General features: G+C 71.1%; 8 protein-coding genes and 2 pseudogenes. 7 read left to right on the forward strand and 3 right to left on the reverse strand.

Annotation, left to right across the window (positions count from 1 at the left end):
- Positions 1-19 precede the first annotated feature (19 nt).
- The 5 genes and pseudogenes from ACZ7L4_RS25415 (at position 20) to ACZ7L4_RS25435 (ending at position 6,996) form a co-directional block, all read left to right on the forward strand.
- Positions 20-3,186: pseudogene (locus ACZ7L4_RS25415) on the forward strand (sarcosine oxidase subunit delta family protein).
- On the forward strand, positions 3,176-3,775 hold the full coding sequence (locus ACZ7L4_RS25420; RefSeq protein ID WP_472105912.1) for a sarcosine oxidase subunit gamma: 600 nt from the start codon (positions 3,176-3,178) through the stop codon (positions 3,773-3,775). The pseudogene ACZ7L4_RS25415 and the gene ACZ7L4_RS25420 overlap by 11 nt, the downstream one beginning before the upstream one ends.
- Positions 3,775-5,154, forward strand: a complete 1,380-nt coding sequence (locus tag ACZ7L4_RS25425) for an L-serine ammonia-lyase (protein ID WP_472105914.1) — start codon at positions 3,775-3,777, stop codon at positions 5,152-5,154. Before ACZ7L4_RS25420 ends, ACZ7L4_RS25425 begins: the two co-directional genes overlap by 1 nt.
- Positions 5,155-5,167: 13 nt before the next feature.
- Positions 5,168-6,046, forward strand: coding sequence for a formyltetrahydrofolate deformylase (gene purU, locus ACZ7L4_RS25430; RefSeq protein WP_472105916.1), 879 nt, complete (start codon positions 5,168-5,170; stop codon positions 6,044-6,046).
- Between the two features lie 80 nt (positions 6,047-6,126).
- Entirely contained in the window at positions 6,127-6,996 is an 870-nt protein-coding gene (locus tag ACZ7L4_RS25435; protein WP_472105918.1) for a bifunctional methylenetetrahydrofolate dehydrogenase/methenyltetrahydrofolate cyclohydrolase, read from the forward strand.
- On the opposite strand, the gene ACZ7L4_RS25440 is transcribed toward ACZ7L4_RS25435, so the two are convergent.
- From ACZ7L4_RS25440 to ACZ7L4_RS25450, 3 genes and pseudogenes are all read right to left on the reverse strand, one after another.
- Complete coding sequence (locus ACZ7L4_RS25440) at positions 6,989-8,623, reverse strand: amidohydrolase (protein WP_472105920.1); 1,635 nt, start codon at positions 8,621-8,623, stop codon at positions 6,989-6,991. The two genes, ACZ7L4_RS25435 and ACZ7L4_RS25440, sit on opposite strands and share 8 nt — an antisense overlap.
- A gap of 108 nt (positions 8,624-8,731) precedes the next feature.
- A complete protein-coding gene (locus tag ACZ7L4_RS25445) occupies positions 8,732-12,586 on the reverse strand; it encodes a glycoside hydrolase family 2 TIM barrel-domain containing protein (RefSeq protein ID WP_472105921.1) in 3,855 nt (1,284 codons plus the stop codon).
- A gap of 505 nt (positions 12,587-13,091) precedes the next feature.
- Positions 13,092-14,210: pseudogene (locus ACZ7L4_RS25450) on the reverse strand (MFS transporter); the annotation flags it as partial.
- Positions 14,211-14,353: 143 nt separating this feature from the next.
- On the opposite strand from ACZ7L4_RS25450, the gene ACZ7L4_RS25455 reads away from it, so the two are divergent.
- Positions 14,354-14,776 carry a glutaredoxin domain-containing protein gene (locus ACZ7L4_RS25455; RefSeq protein ID WP_472105922.1) on the forward strand — a complete coding sequence of 141 codons (423 nt, stop codon included), beginning with the start codon at positions 14,354-14,356 and terminating at the stop codon, positions 14,774-14,776.
- Between the two features lie 169 nt (positions 14,777-14,945).
- Positions 14,946-16,946, forward strand: coding sequence for a TerD family protein (locus tag ACZ7L4_RS25460; RefSeq protein ID WP_472105924.1), 2,001 nt, complete (start codon positions 14,946-14,948; stop codon positions 16,944-16,946).
- Positions 16,947-17,010 lie beyond the last annotated feature (64 nt).

The following is a 17,010-nucleotide window of genomic DNA, read 5'->3' on the forward strand; positions in this document are numbered from 1 at the left end:
CCCTTCCTAGGAGACATCCATGCAGCTCATCCCCTGCCCCTGGTGCGGGCCGCGCGAGGAGACCGAGTTCCACTACGGCGGTCAGGCACACGTCGAGCACCCCGCGGACCCGCACGCCCTCGACGACGAGCAGTGGGCCCAGTACGTGTTCTTCCGCGACAACCCCAAGGGTCCGTTCGCCGAGCGGTGGGCGCACACGGCGGGCTGCCGCCGCTGGTTCAACGCCGTTCGCGACACCGTGAGTTACGAGTTCCTGACCGTGTACCCGGTGGGTTCCCCGAACCCGCTCGGCACCGGCACGCGAGAGCGCCAGGAGGCGACCGCATGACAACTCCCTTCCGCGCCCCCGACGCACACGGCCGCATCGACCGCTCCACCACGCTGGACTTCGTCTTCGACGGGGAGTCCTACACCGGGCACCCCGGCGACACCCTCGCCTCCGCGCTGCTCGCGAACGGTGTGCACCGGGTGGCCACGAGCATCAAGTATGGCCGCCCGCGCGGCATCCTGGCCGCCGGTGTCGAGGAGCCCAACGCACTGGTCCAGATCGAGGCGCCGTTCCCCGAGCCGATGCTCACCGCCACGACGGTCGAGCTGTACGACGGTCTGGTGGCCCGCGGTCTCGGAGGCCAGGGGCGGCTCGCCGCCGAGGCCGATCCCGCCCGCTACGACGCGAAGCACCTGCACGCGGAGCTGCTGATCGTGGGCGCGGGGCCGGCCGGTCTCGCCGCCGCGCTCGCCGCGTCCGACGCGGGGGTCCGGGTCGTCCTCGTCGACAGCGCGCCGGAGCTGGGCGGCAGCCTGCTCGGCACGCGCGAGACCATCGACGGCCGGCCCGCGCAGGAGTGGGTGGACTCGGTGACGAGCCGGCTCGCGGAGTCCGGGAACGTGACCGTCCTGACCCGCACCACCGCCTTCGGCCACTACGACGACAACCTCGTCCTGGCCCTGGAGAAGCGCACCGACCACCTCGGCGCGGCGGCCCCGAGCCACGTGTCACGCCAGCGGGTGTGGCGCATCCGGGCCGAGCAGGTCGTGCACGCGACCGGCACCACCGAGCGGCCGATCGCCTTCGACGACAACGACCGCCCCGGCATCATGCTGGCCTCCGCCGCCCGTACGTACCTCCACCGCTACGGGGTCCTCGCCGGCCGCCGCGCCGCCGTCTTCACGACGAACGACTCCGCGTACGACGCGGTGCTCGAACTCGCGGATGCGGGCGTGGAGTTCGCCGCCGTGGTCGATGCCAGGCCGACTGTTCCCGAGCGGCTCGCCGGGGCGCTGGCCGAGCGCGGCATCCCGCTCCACCGCGACCATGTCGTCACCGGCACCAGCGGGGTCGAGCGCCTCTCCCGCGTGCACATCGCCGAGCGCTCGGCGGCCGACGCCCGGCGGCACGGCGTCGACTGCGACGTGCTGCTCGTCTCCGGCGGCTGGAACCCGGCGGTGGCCCTGTTCAGCCAGGCGCGCGGAAAGCTGCGCTACGACGCGGAACTCGCCACGTTCGTGCCCACCAAGGCCCTCTCGACCGTACGGACGGCGGGCGCGGCGGACGGTCTGCGCACGCTCGGGGAGTGCCTCGGCAGCGGCATCGCCGCGACGGCCACGGCGCTCGACGCGCTCGGCGTCACGGCCGCGCCGGTGGGCGTCCCCGCGGCCGCCACGGAACTCCCCTCCCCCGTCGCAGTGTTGTGGCGCGTGCCCAGCCCGCAGGACGGCACGGACGGCACCGCGCAGTTCGTCGACCTGCAGCGCGACGCGTTCGTCAGCGACGTGTTCCGGGCCACCCGCGCCGGGCTCCGCTCCGTCGAGCACGTCAAGCGGTACACGACCATCGGCACCGCGCACGACCAGGGCCGTACGTCCGGGATCCTCACCTCGGGCATCGTCGCCGAGGGGCTCGGCACGGACATCGCCGATCTGGGCACCACCAGCTTCCGGCCGCCCGTGCAGCCCATCGCGTTCGCCGCGTTCGCGGGCCGCAACCGGGGCGAGCTGTTCGACCCGGTGCGGGTGACCGCGCTGCACGCCTGGCACGAGCGGCACGGCGCGCTGTTCGAGGACGTCGGCCAGTGGAAGCGGCCCTGGTACTACCCGCTGCCCGGCGAGACCATGGACGACGCGGTGCAGCGCGAGTGCCGCGCGGCGCGCAACGGCGTGGCGATGATGGACGGCTCGACGCTCGGCAAGATCAGCGTGCAGGGCCCCGACGCGGGCGAGCTGCTCAACCGGCTCTACACGAACATGATGGCCTCGCTGAAGCCCGGCCGGATCCGCTACGGCGTGATGTGCGGAGTCGACGGCATGGCCATCGACGACGGCACGGTCATCCGCGTATCGGAGAACGAGTTCCTCGTCACGACCACAACAGGCAACGCGGCCAAGGTACTTGAGTGGATGGAGGAATGGCTCCAGACCGAGTGGCCCGAGCTGCGCGTCCACCTCACCTCGGTGACCGAGCACTGGGCGACGATCCCGCTCGTGGGCCCGCGCTCGCGCGAGGTGCTCGCGGCGGTCGTCGGTGACGACCTGGACGTCTCCAACGAGGCGTTCCCGTTCATGAGTTGGCGCGACACGGTGATCGCCGGTGTGGAGGCAAGGGTGTGCCGGATCAGCTTCTCCGGCGAGCTCGCCTACGAGGTCAACGTGCCGGCCTGGTACGGGACGCACGTCTGGGAGGCGCTGTACGCCGCCGGGCAGCCGCTCGGCCTCACCCCGTACGGCACCGAGACCATGCACGTGCTGCGCGCCGAGAAGGCGTACCCGATCATCGGGCAGGACACCGACGGCACAGTCACCCCGCAGGACCTCGGCATGAACTGGGTGATCTCCAAGAAGAAGCCGGACTTCGTCGGCAAGCGCTCCTTCGCCCGTCCGGAGAACCAGCGCACCGACCGCAAGCAGCTCGTCGCGCTGCTGCCCACCGACGAGCGCACACTGCTCCCGGAGGGCGCGCAGATCATCGCCACCGAGGCGGTGCCCGCGCCGCCCGTCCCGATGCTCGGCCATGTCACCTCCAGCTACCGCAGCGACGCGCTGCAGCGCACCTTCGCCCTGGCGCTCGTGCGCTCCGGCACGGCGCGTGTCGGCGAGACCCTCTACGTCCCGCTCGACGGCGCCACCGTGCCGGTGACCGTCGCCGAACCCGTCCTCTTCGACAAGGAGGGAGCCCGCCGTGACGGCTGACCCCCACTCCCCCGTACGCAACAGTCCGCTCGCCGACTGGGACCCGCAGCTCCCGGACGGCCTGAGTGCCCGCGAACTCCCGTTCCTGACCCAGCTCACCCTCCGCGTGACACCCGGCACCGCGGCGGCCACCGCCGTCGAGAAGTACCTCGGGTACGCGCTGCCCGACGCCTGCCGCGCCCACCTGGACGCGGAGGTCAAGGCGCTCTGGCTGGGCCCCGACGAATGGCTCCTGGTGGCGCCCGCCGGGCAGGCAGAGGAGCTGACGGCCGGGCTGCGGTCGGCGATCGGCGAGGAGTTCGCCACCGTCACCGACACCTCGGCGCAGCGCACGGTGCTCGCCCTGTCCGGGCCTCTGCTGGCGGACATCCTGGCGCAGGGGTGTGCCCTCGACCTCGCCCCCGACAAGGCCGAGTCCGGCGCCTGCCACACCACACTGCTCGCCCAGGCCGGTGTCACGCTGGTCGTGCGCGAGGCGGGTCCTGCGGCCGTCTGGCTGCTGGTCAGGTCGTCGTTCGCCGGATACCTCGCGGCGTGGCTGGCCGACGCGTGCACCGAGTACCTCACCGAGCACGCCGGGGTCACTTGATGAGCATCAGCGTCTTCGACCTGTTCAAGGTCGGCATCGGCCCTTCGAGTTCGCACACCGTGGGCCCGATGCGCGCGGCGCACACCTTCGCCCACGCGCTGGAGCGGGACGGGCTGCTGTCCCGCACCCGGCAGGTCCGCGCCGAGCTGTTCGGCTCGCTCGGCGCCACCGGGCACGGGCACGGCAGCGTCAAGGCCGTCCTGCTCGGCCTGGAGGGCCATGCCCCCGAGACCGTGGATCCGGGTCTCGCGGACCCGGCCGTGGACCGGGTGCGGGAGACGGGCCTGCTGCGCCTCCTCGACAAGCAGCCCGTTCCCTTCGCCCTCGACACCGACATCGTGCTCCACCGGAACAAGCGCCTGGACTTCCACTCCAACGCGATGACGTTCGAGGCGTGGGGCGCGGACGGGGCGAGCCTGTCCCGTCGTACGTACTACTCGGTCGGCGGCGGCTTCGTCCTCGACGAGGACGAGGCACACGGCCCGCGGATCGTGCCCGACCGCACCCCGGTGCGCTATCCGTTCACCACCGCCGAGGAACTGCTCGCCCACACCCGGGCCACCGGCCTGCCGATCAGCTCGATCATGCTGGCCAACGAGCTGTCCTGGCGCAGCGAGGAGGGGGTGCGGGCCGGGCTGCTGCACATCTGGTCCGTCATGCAGGAGTGCGTGCGGACCGGGTGCGCGGCCCAGGGCACGCTGCCCGGCGGCCTGAAGGTGCGCCGTCGGGCGGCCGCGCTCAAGGAGAAGCTCGACGCGGCGCAGGACACCGCGGAGACGGACTCCCTGTACGCGATGGAGTGGGTGACGCTGTACGCCCTCGCCGTCAACGAGGAGAACGCGGCGGGCGGCCGGGTCGTCACCGCGCCGACCAACGGCGCGGCCGGCATCATCCCGGCGGTCCTGCACTACATCGAACGCTTCGGGCGCGACACCACCCCGGACGCCATCGTGCGCTTCCTGCTCACCGCGGGCGCGGTCGGCGTCCTGTTCAAGGAGAACGCGTCGATCTCCGGGGCCGAGGTCGGCTGCCAGGGCGAGGTCGGTTCGGCCTGCTCGATGGCGGCGGCCGGGCTCGCGGAGGTGCTCGGCGGCACCCCGGAGCAGGTGGAGAACGCCGCCGAGATCGGCATCGAGCACAATCTCGGCCTGACCTGCGATCCGGTGGGCGGCCTGGTGCAGATCCCGTGCATCGAACGCAATGCCGTCGCCGCGCTCAAGGCGATCACGGCCGCCCGGATGGCCGTGCACGGCGACGGCCGGCACCACGTCAGTCTCGACAAGGCCATCAAGACGATGCGCGAGACCGGTGCCGACATGAAGGACAAGTACAAGGAGACCGCACGCGGAGGCCTCGCCCTCAACGTCGTCGAATGCTGAGGAGACACCTGTCGTGACCACCACACGCAGCGCACGCACCGCAGTCAACCAGCACATCCTCACCCTCAGTTGCCCGGAGCGGCCCGGCATCGTGCACGCCGTCACCTCCTTCCTGGTCGGCGAGGGCTGCGACATCACCGAGCACCAGCAGTTCGACGACCCCGACAACGGCACCGTCTTTTTGCGGACGAGTTTCACCGCGCCCGCCGGGACCGACACCGCCCAGCTGGAGGAGCGCTTCGCCGCCACCGCCGAGGCGTACGCGATGGACTGGCGGCTGCGCGACGCGGCGGCCAAGCCCCGGGTCCTCGTCATGGTGTCGAAGTTCGACCACTGCCTCGCCGACCTGCTCTACAGGGGGCGCAGCGGCACCCTCGACGGTGACATCGCGCTCGTCGTCTCCAACCACGCCGACCTGCGCGAGCAGGTGGAGCAGGCGGGCGTCGAGTTCGTACATGTGCCGGTCACCCGTGACACCAAGGCGGCGGCCGAGGACCGGCTGCTGCGTCTGGTCGACGAGCACGCCATCGATCTGGTGGTGCTCGCCCGGTACATGCAGATCCTCTCGGACGACCTGTGCAAGGCGCTGGAGGGGCGGGCCATCAACATCCACCACTCGTTCCTGCCGAGCTTCGCCGGCGCCAAGCCGTACCACCAGGCCCACGCGCGCGGCGTCAAGCTCGTCGGCGCGACCGCCCACTACGTCACCGCGGACCTGGACGAGGGGCCGATCATCGAGCAGGAGGTGATCCGCGTCGATCACCGCCAGAGCGCCCAGGAACTCGTCCTCGTCGGCCGCGACGCCGAGCGCCTGGCGCTGGCCCGCGCGGTCAACTGGCACTGCCAGAGCCGCGTCCTGCTGCACGGAAACCGCACGGTCATCTTCAACTGAGCCCGCTCCACTGAGCCTGTTCAACTGAACCCGCTCGACCGAGCTCGTTCAACCAAGCCCGGCAGAAGGGCAGTTCCCCCGTGACCACCCTCGTCAAGCTCGACGGCGCGAGAGCCGCCGCCGACATCAAGACCGAACTGGCCGCCCGCGTGGCCTCATTCAGGTCCCGTGGCGTGACACCGGGCCTCGGCACCATCCTCGTCGGGGACCACCCCGGCAGCCACGTCTACGTAGCGGGCAAGCACCGCGACTGTGCCGAGGTCGGCATCGAGTCCCAGCGCATCGAGCTGCCCGCCGACGCCACCCAGGCCGACGTCGAGGCGGCGGTCCTCACCCTCAACGCCGACCCGGCGTGCACGGGCTTCATCGTCCAGCTCCCGCTGCCCCAGCACCTCGACACGCACGCCGTCCTGGAACTCATCGACCCGGCCAAGGACGCCGACGGCCTGCACCCCACCAACCTGGGCCGTCTCGTCCTCGGCACACCGGGCCCGCTGCCCTGCACCCCGCGCGGCATCATCGAGCTGCTGCGCCTGAGCGAGGTACGCATCACCGGTGCCACGTTCTGCGTCATCGGGTGCGGCATCACGGTCGGGCGCCCGCTCGGCCTGATGCTGACCCGCAGCAGCGAGCACGCCACCGTGACCATGTGCCACGAGCGCACGGAGGACATCGCCGCCCACGCCCGCGCGGCGGACGTGGTGGTCGCGGCCGCCGGCTCGGCCCACCTGGTCCGCCCCGACTGGGTCAAGCCGGGAGCCACGGTCCTCTCCGTCGGCATCACCCGCACCATCGAGGGCATCCTCGGCGACGTCCACCCGGACGTCGCCGGGGTGGCGGGCCGGATGGCACCCAAGATCGGCGGGGTCGGCCCGATGACACGGGCGATGCTCCTGACGAACGTGGTGGAGGCGGCGGAACGGGAGGCGGCGCGCCTGGACGTCAGCTAGCGGGAGCGTGCACCGCGACGCCGCCGAGGAAGGTGTGCGTGGGCCGCAGCCCCGGCAGCTCGCCCTCCGGCACGGTCAACGGGTCCCGGTCCCACACCGTGAGGTCGGCGAGCCGTCCCGGGGTGAGCTGCCCGCGCAGCCCGCTCTCGCCGGTGAGTCGCGCGCCGGCCGTGGTGTGCAGGGCCACGGCCTCGTCGCGCCCGATGGCGTGGTCGGCGCCGAGCACGCCGGAGACGGTCTGCCGGGTGGTGAGCCCGTACAGGGAGTGGGCGGCGCCGTACGAGCCGACGGGGTAGTCGGAGCCGCCGGAGATGTCGGCGCCCGCGTCCAGCCACTGCCTCGCCGGGAAGAGGTGGGCGACGCGTTCCTCGCCCCAGTACTCGCTCTGCACGGCGGCCGCGTCGTACAGCAGCGCCTGCTGCACGGTCACCGGGACGCCGAGGTCGACCGCGCGGCGGCGCTGCTCCTCGTCGGCGATGCCGCCGTGCTCCATGACGAGGGCGCCGTAGGGCAGTCCGGGGATGCGGGCCCGCACGCGCTCGAACAGGTCGAGCAGTGTGCGCACGCCGCGGTCCCCGTAGGCGTGGACGCCGACGCGCCAGCCGCGCCGTACGACGCGCTCCACGGCCTCCTCCAACACGTCCTGGTTCCAAGCGAGTTGACCGGTGAAACCGGGCGTGGGGCGGTGCGCAGGACAGTAGGGCTCGTCGAGGGCGCCGGACTCGATCCCGCCGTCCATCCAGAACTTCACGCCCCACACCTTGAGCCACGGGTCCGCGGCGTACTTCCACTCCTCCATCCCGTCGAGCACGTCCTCGACCTGCTCGACGGTGGTGAACCCCATCGTGGTCAGCAGCACCCGCACCCGGCACCCCAGGTCACCGGATGCGCGCAACTGCCGCAGCGCCGCGAGATCCGCGAGGGAGGCGTTGGTGTCACGGACCGTGCCGATGCCGGTGGCGGCGTAGTCGTGGGACGCGAGCCGCAGTCCGTCGAGTTTGAGGGCCGGGTCGGGGGCGGGGAGCTGTGGTTGGACGAGGGCGAGGCCGTCGACGAGGTGTCCGTTCGGGTGGCCGTCGGCGTCGCGTTCGATGGCACCGCCGTCCGGGTCGGGGGTGGTGGCGTCGATGCCGCAGACCTTGAGCGCGTACCCGTTGAGGACCTGGTTGTGGACCCCGCGCAGGACGAGGACCGGGTGCCGGTCGGTGGCGGAGTCCAGCTCGGCGGCGGTGGGGAAGCGGCGCTCGGCGAGGTTCAGCTCCTGCCAGTGGCCCGCCGTGCGGATCCACTGGCCGGGCGGGGTGTCGGCGGCACGCGCCCTGATGAGGTCGAGGAACTCGGCGATGCTGCGGGCGCCGTCGACCGCGACGTCGTGGGCGCTGTCCCCGGCCGAGATCAGGTGGGTGTGGGTGTCGTCGAAGGCGGGCAGCACGGTGGTGTCGTCGCCGGGCAGGTCCAGGACGCGGGTGCCGGGCCCGATCAGCTCGTCCAGGCCGTGCGGATCGGGGGCGACGGCCGCGATCCGGTCCCCGCGCACGGCCAGCGCCCGCTGCGGCTCCTGGCCCTCGACGCGGGTGCGGACGCGGGCGGCGCGCAGGAGCAGGTCGGCGTGCGGTCGGGGGGCCATGGGGTGTCTCCTCCGGGCGAGCGGGCGGGGCCCGCGACGCCGCGGACCTTGATCCCAGTCTGCGTCACGCCGCCCCGCCCGCGCACGGGACGAAAGGCCCCTGCCCGGCTACTCCACCGCCACGGGCCGCCGCGCCAGCTTCGTCGCCTCCCCCACGTCCGTGATCGGCCGCAGCCAGTACGTGTACGCGTAGTCCCGGTCGGCGAGGAGTTTGTACGGGGCGTGGGTCTGGGCGCCCCAGCTGTCGTCGCCGCCGACACCCATCTGTCGGTGGTCGACGCGCAGGATCACCTCGTCGCGCGGGTCGAGCTGGTAGTCGTGGCGCGCGCCGACGGACAGGTCCTCCGGGGTCAGGTGGGAGGCCGTGAGTTCGAACAGGGGGCGGTCGGCGTTGGGGTCGGCCGCCACCAGCAGGCCGCGCCCGCGGCCGTCCGTGAGGGCCGCCCAGCGCACGTCCGTCTTGTTGCCGTTCTCCTGGGGGCGGATGTACGAGGTCCACTGCTCGGTCACGGTCGAGGACCAACGCCCCACGTCCGTACCGTCGTTGCGGTCCCAGTGGTTCTCCTCCGGGCCGCGGCCGTAGTAGTGCAGCCGCTCGAGTGCGGCGGGCAGCCGCAGGATCGTGCCGACCGCGGGGAGGTACGGGAGGCCGGAGGCGCCGGGGTGCAGGGCGTTGTCGACCTTGACGGCGCCGTCGCCGAAGACGGTGTACGTCGTGGCGTAAGTGGACTCGGTGGTGGTCGGCAGGGTGCCCTGGACCTCGATGCGCACGGCGCGGCCGTCGAGGCCTCGGACGCTCACCCCGGTCACCTTGCGGCGGGCGCCCGCGTCCCGCCAGGTCTGGTTGCGGGTGTGCTGGCCGTTGCCGTGGTCGTTGTCGGTCGGGGCGCGCCAGAAGTGGGGTGCGGGCCCGGAGTCGAGGAGCCGGACGCCGTCGGCCTCGTAGGAGGTGATGACGCCGGTCGACTTGTCGAGGGTGAGGCTGAAGCCGTTCCCGGTGACGGAGACCGCCTTGTCGCCGTCCTCGTGGCGCAGGGTCGGGACGTTCTTCAGGGGTACGGGTGTCACCTTCGGGCTGCCCGCGTCGACGGGGAGTTGGGCCCGCGCCACCTCGAAGCCCGCGTCGGCCCAGACCGTGTCGTCCTTCAGCCGGAAGGACAGGTGCAGGAAGAACTCGGCGCCGGGCGCGGGCGTGGACGGCAGCTTCACGGGGACGCTGATGTCCTTGCGGCCGAGCGGTGCGACGTCGAGCTGGGCGCGGCTGAGGCTGCCGCGCTGGATCACCTCACCGTCGCGGGCCAGCTCCCAACGTCCGTCGTACTCGCGGAGGTTGGTGAAGAGGAACTCGTTGGCGAGAGTGATGTCTCCGGCTCCCCCGCCCTCCTTCGGTGACACCTGGACGGCCTGGTAGATCCGCTTGATCTCGGCGGCCTTGCCGGTGTGGCCGCGGTCCGCGGTGATGATGCCGTCGGCGACGAAGTTGCCGTCGTTGGGGTTGTCGCCCCAGTCGCCGCCGTAGGCGTAGAAGGTCTTGTCGCGCGGCTTCTTCTCCTGGACGCCGACCGTCTTGGCGTCGAACCAGAAGCGCACGCCTTCGCCGTCCGCGCCGCGTTTGTCGTCGGCGAGTTCGGTGGCGCTCAGCGCGCGGGCGTAGACGCGGGCGCGGCGGATGGTGCCGCTGAACTCGCGGGTCATGTTGTCGACGTCCACGCCGAGGGCGAGCGGCGCGGTGTTGCTGGTGGGCTTGCTCGTAGTCGCCTTGGTGGCCTTCGCCGAGCCGTCGACGTACAGCGTGAGGGTCCCCGCCTCCGCGTCGAAGACCCCGGCGATGTGGTGCTCGCTGCCCGTCCAGCCCTCGGCCGGGGTCGCCCAGGTCGCGGTGATCCACTGACCGCCGGAGTGGATGAAGAACTCCAGCGTCCTGCCGTTCTGCTTGAGCGCGTAGTGCGTGTCGCCCTTGGCCACGATCGGCTGGTGGTAGCCGGTGACGTGCGGGGTCACCCAGGCTTCGAGGGTGAGGGACCCGGTCAGGTCGAGGCGGTCGTCGCGGTCGAAGACGGTGGCTCCGCTCAGCCCCTTGTCCCGGCTGAACTTGCCTGCGGGGTTGAGGAGTTCACCCTTCAGGCCGACGGGCCCCGTCTCGGTCAGCAGTGTCCGCGGCGGTGTCGGCCAGCTCAGCGACTGGTCCACGAAGTCCCAGATCCAGCCGCCCTGCAGCACGTCGTAGCGGCGGACGAGGTCCCAGTACTCCTTGAAGTTTCCGTTCGAGTTCCCCATCGCGTGGCAGTACTCGATCATCACGTACGGGCGGGTGTCGGCGGTGTCCTTGGCCTTCGACTCGACGTGGCTCGTCGACGGGTACATCTCGGAGCGGATGTCGCTGACGCCGGGGCTGTCGTCGCCCTCGTACTGGATGACGCGGGTGGTGTCGTAGGAGCGGATCCAGTCGTGCATGGCGGAGAAGGTGGAGCCGGCGCCGGCCTCGTTGCCGAGGGACCAGATGACGACGGAGGCGTGGTTCTTGTCGCGGTGGACCATGTTCTGGGCGCGGGCGACGCAGGCCTTGGTCCAGTCGGGGTGGCCGGCGGGGTAGTCGTCGCGGACGCCGTGGGTCTCGAGGTTGGTCTCGTCGACGAGGTACAGGCCGTACTCGTCGGCGAGTTCGTACCAGATCGGGTTGTTGGGGTAGTGCGAGGTGCGGACCGTGTTGATGTTCATCCGCTTGATGATTCCGATGTCCTCGACCATGTCGGCGCGGGTGAGCGCGGTGCCGCGGTCGGGGTGCATCTCGTGGCGGTTGGTGCCGCGGAACGACACCGGTTTGCCGTTGATCCGCATCAGCCCGTCCTTGAGCGCGAACTCGCGCAGGCCGACGCGGTGCGAGAGCGTCTCGACGACCTTGCCCGCCGGGTCGCGCAGGCGGAGCACGGCGGTGTAGAGGTACGGGTGCTCGGCGGACCAAAGGCGCGGCGAGGGCACGGACTTGGCGGCCTTCACCGTCACTTCGGAGTCGGTGAGGGCGGCCTTCTGGGTGAGCGGACGGGACCACACCGGGTGGCCGGCGGCGTCGTAGAGCTGGGTCTCGACGGTGTACGCGCCCGAGTCACCGGCGTACGCGCGCACGCTGGCGGAGACGGACAGCTCGGCGGTGGTGTACCCGTCGCCGAGCGGGGTGTCGAGCTTGAAGTCGCGCAGGTGCACGGTGGGCGTCGAGTACAGGTACACCGAGCGGAAGATGCCGCTCAGCCGGATCATGTCCTGGTCCTCGAGCCAGTCGCCGTCGGAGAAGCGGTAGACCTCGACGGCGAGCTGGTTGGTGCCTTCGGTGAGGTGCGGGGTGATGTCGTACTCGGCCGGGGTGAAGGAGTCCTCGTGGTAGCCGACGAGCTTGCCGTTCACCCACACGTAGTGGGCCGACTTGACGCCCTCGAAGTGCAGGAAGACGCGTCTGCCCTGCCACCCCTTCGGCACGGTGAAGGTGCGTCTGTACTGGCCGACGGGGTTGTAGCGGGTCGGCGACGCGGGCGGCCTGGCCTCCTCGCCGAGGCCGTTGGCACCCCACCACGGGTAGGTGATGTTGGTGTAGATCGGGAAGTCGTGCCCGTGCAGCTGCCAGACCGCGGGCACGGGGATGGTGTCCCAGGCGCCGTCGTCGAGGTCGGTACGGTAGAAGTCCTCGTCGCGCTCGGAGGGCCGGTCGACGTAGGCGAACTTCCACTCCCCGTCGAGGCTTTGGCGGTACGGGGAGCGGGTGCGGTCGGCGGCGAGGGCCTGCGCCACGTCCGCGTACGGCATGAGGGTGGTGTGCGGGGGCTCGGTGCCGAGCCGGAACAGGTCGATGCGGCCGTTCCACTCGTCGCCGTCGGCCGCGCCGGCCCGGGCGGCGGGCAGGGTCAGGGGCAGGGCGAGCGCCCCGGCGACGGCGGCGCCCGCCTGGAGCAGGCGGCGACGGCTGAGCGGCATGGGCTGGGGGTGCGGGGGTCGCGGCATGGCTGTGCCCTTCTGCGGGGGTGGACACGTGCAACTGGAGTGGTGCGGAACGCCTGTTGAGCCGGCACCACCCTAAGAAGACAACACAACCGACACAATGACGCCGTAGGACTTTGTTGGTTCGTGAGCATATTGGGGGAGGACAGCAGAAGGCCGCACCGCCGGTGGTGCGGCGGCGCGGCCTCCCTGGTGCCGTTCGGGTTCTGCCGTCTACGGGGCCTTGGTGGAGCTCGCGGAGCCCTGTCGGGGGACGTCGGCGCGCCCGTCTCCGGCCTCCGGTCCGCTCGCCGCCCCCTTGGGAATGAGGAACAGCGCCCCCATGGACAGCACGCAGCAGCCCACGATGTAGAGGCTGATGCCGGTGCTGGACCCGGTGTCCTCCAGGATGGCGGCGGCGATCAGCGGCGGGGCCGCCGGCGATGACCGAGGCGAGCTGGTAGCCGAGGCCCGCGCCGCTGTAGCGGACGTTGGCGCCGAAGCCCTCGGCGATGAGCGCGGCCTGGGGCCCGTACTGCATGTCATGGAAGACAAGGGACAGCACGATGGCGAGCAGCACGAGCCCTGGTGTCTTGGTATTGAGCAGAGCGAAGTACGGAAACGCGAACGCACCCACGCACACGATGCCGACGCCGTACACCAGGCGCCGCCCGTAGCGGTCGGAGAGGTGCCCGAAGACGGGGATGGTGAGCAGTCCGATGGCAGCGGCGACGAGCGTGTCATCGAGCAGATCGCCACGGTCGAGACCGAGATGGGAGGTCCCGTACGTGAGGACGAAGGTGATGAAGAGGTAGAACGGCGCCTGCTCGGAGAGCCGGACGAACGCGGCGGCGAGCACCTCGCGCCACTGGTGCCGCAGCACGTCCCACAACGGCATGCGCACGACGGCCTCTTCCCGCTTCACCGCGGTGAAATCGGGGCTCTCCAGAACCTTGAGGCGCACGTAGAGACCGATGACGACGAGCACGCCGCTGGCCAGGAACGGAACGCGCCAGCCCCAGCTCTCGAAGCCGTCACCGGAGGCGGAGCTCAGCCACTTGACCATGCCGGTGGAGATCAGCAGCCCGAGCGGCACCCCCATCTGCGGCCAACTGGCCATCAGCCCGCGGCGCTTCCTCGACCCCCACTCCATGGACAGCAGCACGGACCCGCCCCACTCGCCGCCCACCCCGATCCCCTGGAAGACACGGAGCACCACGAGGAGGATCGGCGCGGCGAGCCCGATCGACGAATAGGTGGGCAGACACCCGATCAGGACGGTGCTCACCCCCATCAGCAGCAGGGTGATGACGAGCGTGGACTTCCGGCCGACGCGGTCACCGAAGTGCCCGAAGATCGCGGCGCCGAGGGGCCGGGCGGCGAACCCGACGAACTGGGTGGCGAAGGAGGCGAGCACCCCCGTGTACTCGGACTGGCCGGGAAAGAACAGATGCGGGAAGACGAGCGCCGCGGCCGTCCCGTAGAGAAAGAAGTCGTACCACTCGATCGCGGTCCCGACCGTACTGGCGACGACCGCGCGATTACGATGCCCGCGCACGGTGGACCGCCCCGCCCCTGACCCTGCATCCTGCGTCACCACGACGCCTCCCTGCCCTGCCATCGGTCGAGCCACGGCACACGGGAACGAAAACCTCCGCGAGAGTGCTCTCCGGTCGCGTCCATGTCAAGGAATCGCGCGATGTTCAACTATCGGGTCCACACCCCTGGCGGCCGGCAGGCGCGCCGTTGATAGCCTGCGCCGTCATGGTGCGCGTGTGGACCCTCCCGACACTCCTGCTGGCCATCGGCGCGGCGTCGGCGACCGGCCAGTTCCGCCAGGAGAACCCGGCCGCGGCCGTCGGCCTCCTACTTCTCTTCCTGCTGCTCGCCACCATGACCTCACCACTGATCTTCCCGAGGTCCCGCAGCGCGTCGGAGGCCCTGCGACGCAGCGAACTGGACGGCCGCCCGGTCATCTACTGGCGTCCGGGCTGCACCTACTGCATGCGGTTGCGCCTCCGACTGGGCCGCGACGCGGGACGGTTCCACTGGGTGAACATCTGGCGGGACCCGGACGCCGCGGCGGCGGTGCGAGCGGCCAACGACGGGAACGAGACGGTGCCGACCGTCCTGGCGGCGGGCCGCGCCCACACCAACCCCGACCCGGCGTGGCTGCGCGCCCAGTAGCCGCCCTCTGCACATCTCTCGCGGCGACAGCCATCGACTCCACGCGTGCGACTTGCTCCTGACGTCCAATTAAGGCCATTATCTCCACGCCAGGTTCACCGTTTGTCCACACGAGTCAACGGCGCGCGAGGGGGGGTCCTCCTACCTGGGTGATCGGTGGGGAGGCCGTATGCACGAGATGGTCAAGGGCGCGAACGTCGGGCTCGGGAGCCTGGTCGACGGAGGGGCCGATTCGGTGATCGTCGGCCTGGGGTGGGTCAGCCCGACCGGCGAAGGCGACGCCGATGTCTCCGTGCTGCTGCTGGACGACAACGGCAAGGTCCGCAGCGACGCGGACTTCTACTTCTACAACAACGCCTGTGCGCCGGACGGCAGCGTGCAGTTGCTCGGCAAGACGCCGATGGGAGAAGGCAGCGAGGACAGGATCAGTTTCGACCTGAGCGCGCTTCCGGGCGATGTCTCGACGGTCCTCATCGCGGCGAGCCGATACGAGTCGGCCCGCTTCGACGAACTCGAGGCCCTGCAGCTGACGTTGAGCGACGGAGCCGGGGAGCCGTTGCTGCGCTTCGCGATCGACGACGTGGGCTCGGTGAGCGCGCTCATCTTCGGAGAGCTGTACCGGCGCGCGGGCGAGTGGAAGTTCCGCGCCGTGGGGCAAGGGTACGAAGCGGGCTTCGCGGCCCTCGCGTCGGACCACGGCGTGGACATCGACGACGACACCGACGAGCAGCCCCCGCAGCAAGCAGAACCGGACTCACCACCCACGGTTGAAGTGGGCGGCACGACGCCCACCGATGCCGCTGCCGAGACGGCCCCGGTCAAGCGAGCCCCCCGCCCACGCACCTCGAAGAAGAAGGTCACGCTTCCCAGGACGCCCAAGAAGTCGCTCGCGGAGAACGAGTCGTGGGCGGGAGCCCGCCTCTTCCCGGTGTCCGCGCTGAAGAGCGACCGGGACCGGGAGGCCCGCGCCACGTCGGTACTGCTCGCCGTCATGGCGCAGGTGCCGGAGTTCGGACGTCGGCTCACCGCTGGTTTCGGCGCCCACGCCGGACGCATGGAGACCTTCACCGAGGTGTCCCTCCCCCACGGCGAGTCGCCCCGTCGGCCCGACGGAGTCATCCGCGTGGAACGGGCCGGGAAGCTCTGGACGGCGCTCGTCGAGACCAAGACCAACGGCAACCCGCTCAAGGCCGAGCAGGTACAGGCCTACGCCGACATCGCGGCCCGCAGAGGCTACGAAGCCGTCATCACCCTCTCCAACGACGTGGCCCTCGAAGGCAGCCCGCTGGTCGAGGTGAAGATCGACCGGCGGCGCAAGAACAAGGTGGGCCTGTGGCATCTGTCGTGGGCCGAAGTCGCCCACCAGGCCCAGATGCTGATCCGGCACGAGGGGCTCGGCAACCCGGCGCACGCCTGGCTCCTGGAGGAGCTTCTGCACTACCTGCGCCATGAGAACTCGGGTTGCCACGGCTTCCACAACATGGGCCCCGCCTGGGTGCCGGTGCGCAACGGGATCCAGGACGAGACCCTGTGCCAGGGCGACCGGAGGGCCCTCGAAGCCGTCGAGAGCTGGGAGCGGCTGGTACGCCAGGTGTCGTTGGGCCTGGGCGGCGAGCTGGGGCGGAAGGTGCTTCCGGTGCAGCGGGCGCGGCGCGGCACCGATCCAGTGGCCCGTCGCACCCGCATGGCCGACGAACTGTGCCGCGACGGCAGGCTCCGAGCCGAGTTGCGCATCGACCAGACACCCGGAGTCCTCGCCGTCACCGCCGACCTGCGCACGCACAAGATCCGCACGTCCATCGACATCGCTCCCCCGGCCCAGGGCTATCCGCTCTCCTGGGCCAAGCGGATCGTCAGGGAACTCGGCGAAGCACCGGCGGACCTGCACATCGAGACCCTGGTCGAGGGGGACGGCGGAGGACCGCGCGGAACCCTCGAACGCCTGCGGCCCGAACCGGGCGACCTGCTGCCCGGCGGCGGCGTGAAGATCACCGGCTTCCGGCTCTCGCTGTTCAAGGGCATGGGAACACAGCGGGGGAACACGGAAGCCGGGTTCATCCGCAGCGTCGACGAGGCGGTCCACAAATTCCACGCGTCCGTGGTGACCCACCTCGACCGGATGCAGAGCAAGCGGCGCGCGACACCGAAACCGGGCGCCGACGAAGCGTAGGAGCACCTGAACCGTGCGGCGTCTTCGCCCGGTGGGGCCGCTGCACCGGGCTGCCGGGCGTCCG

The organism is Streptomyces sp. NPDC107575, assembly GCF_055657265.1.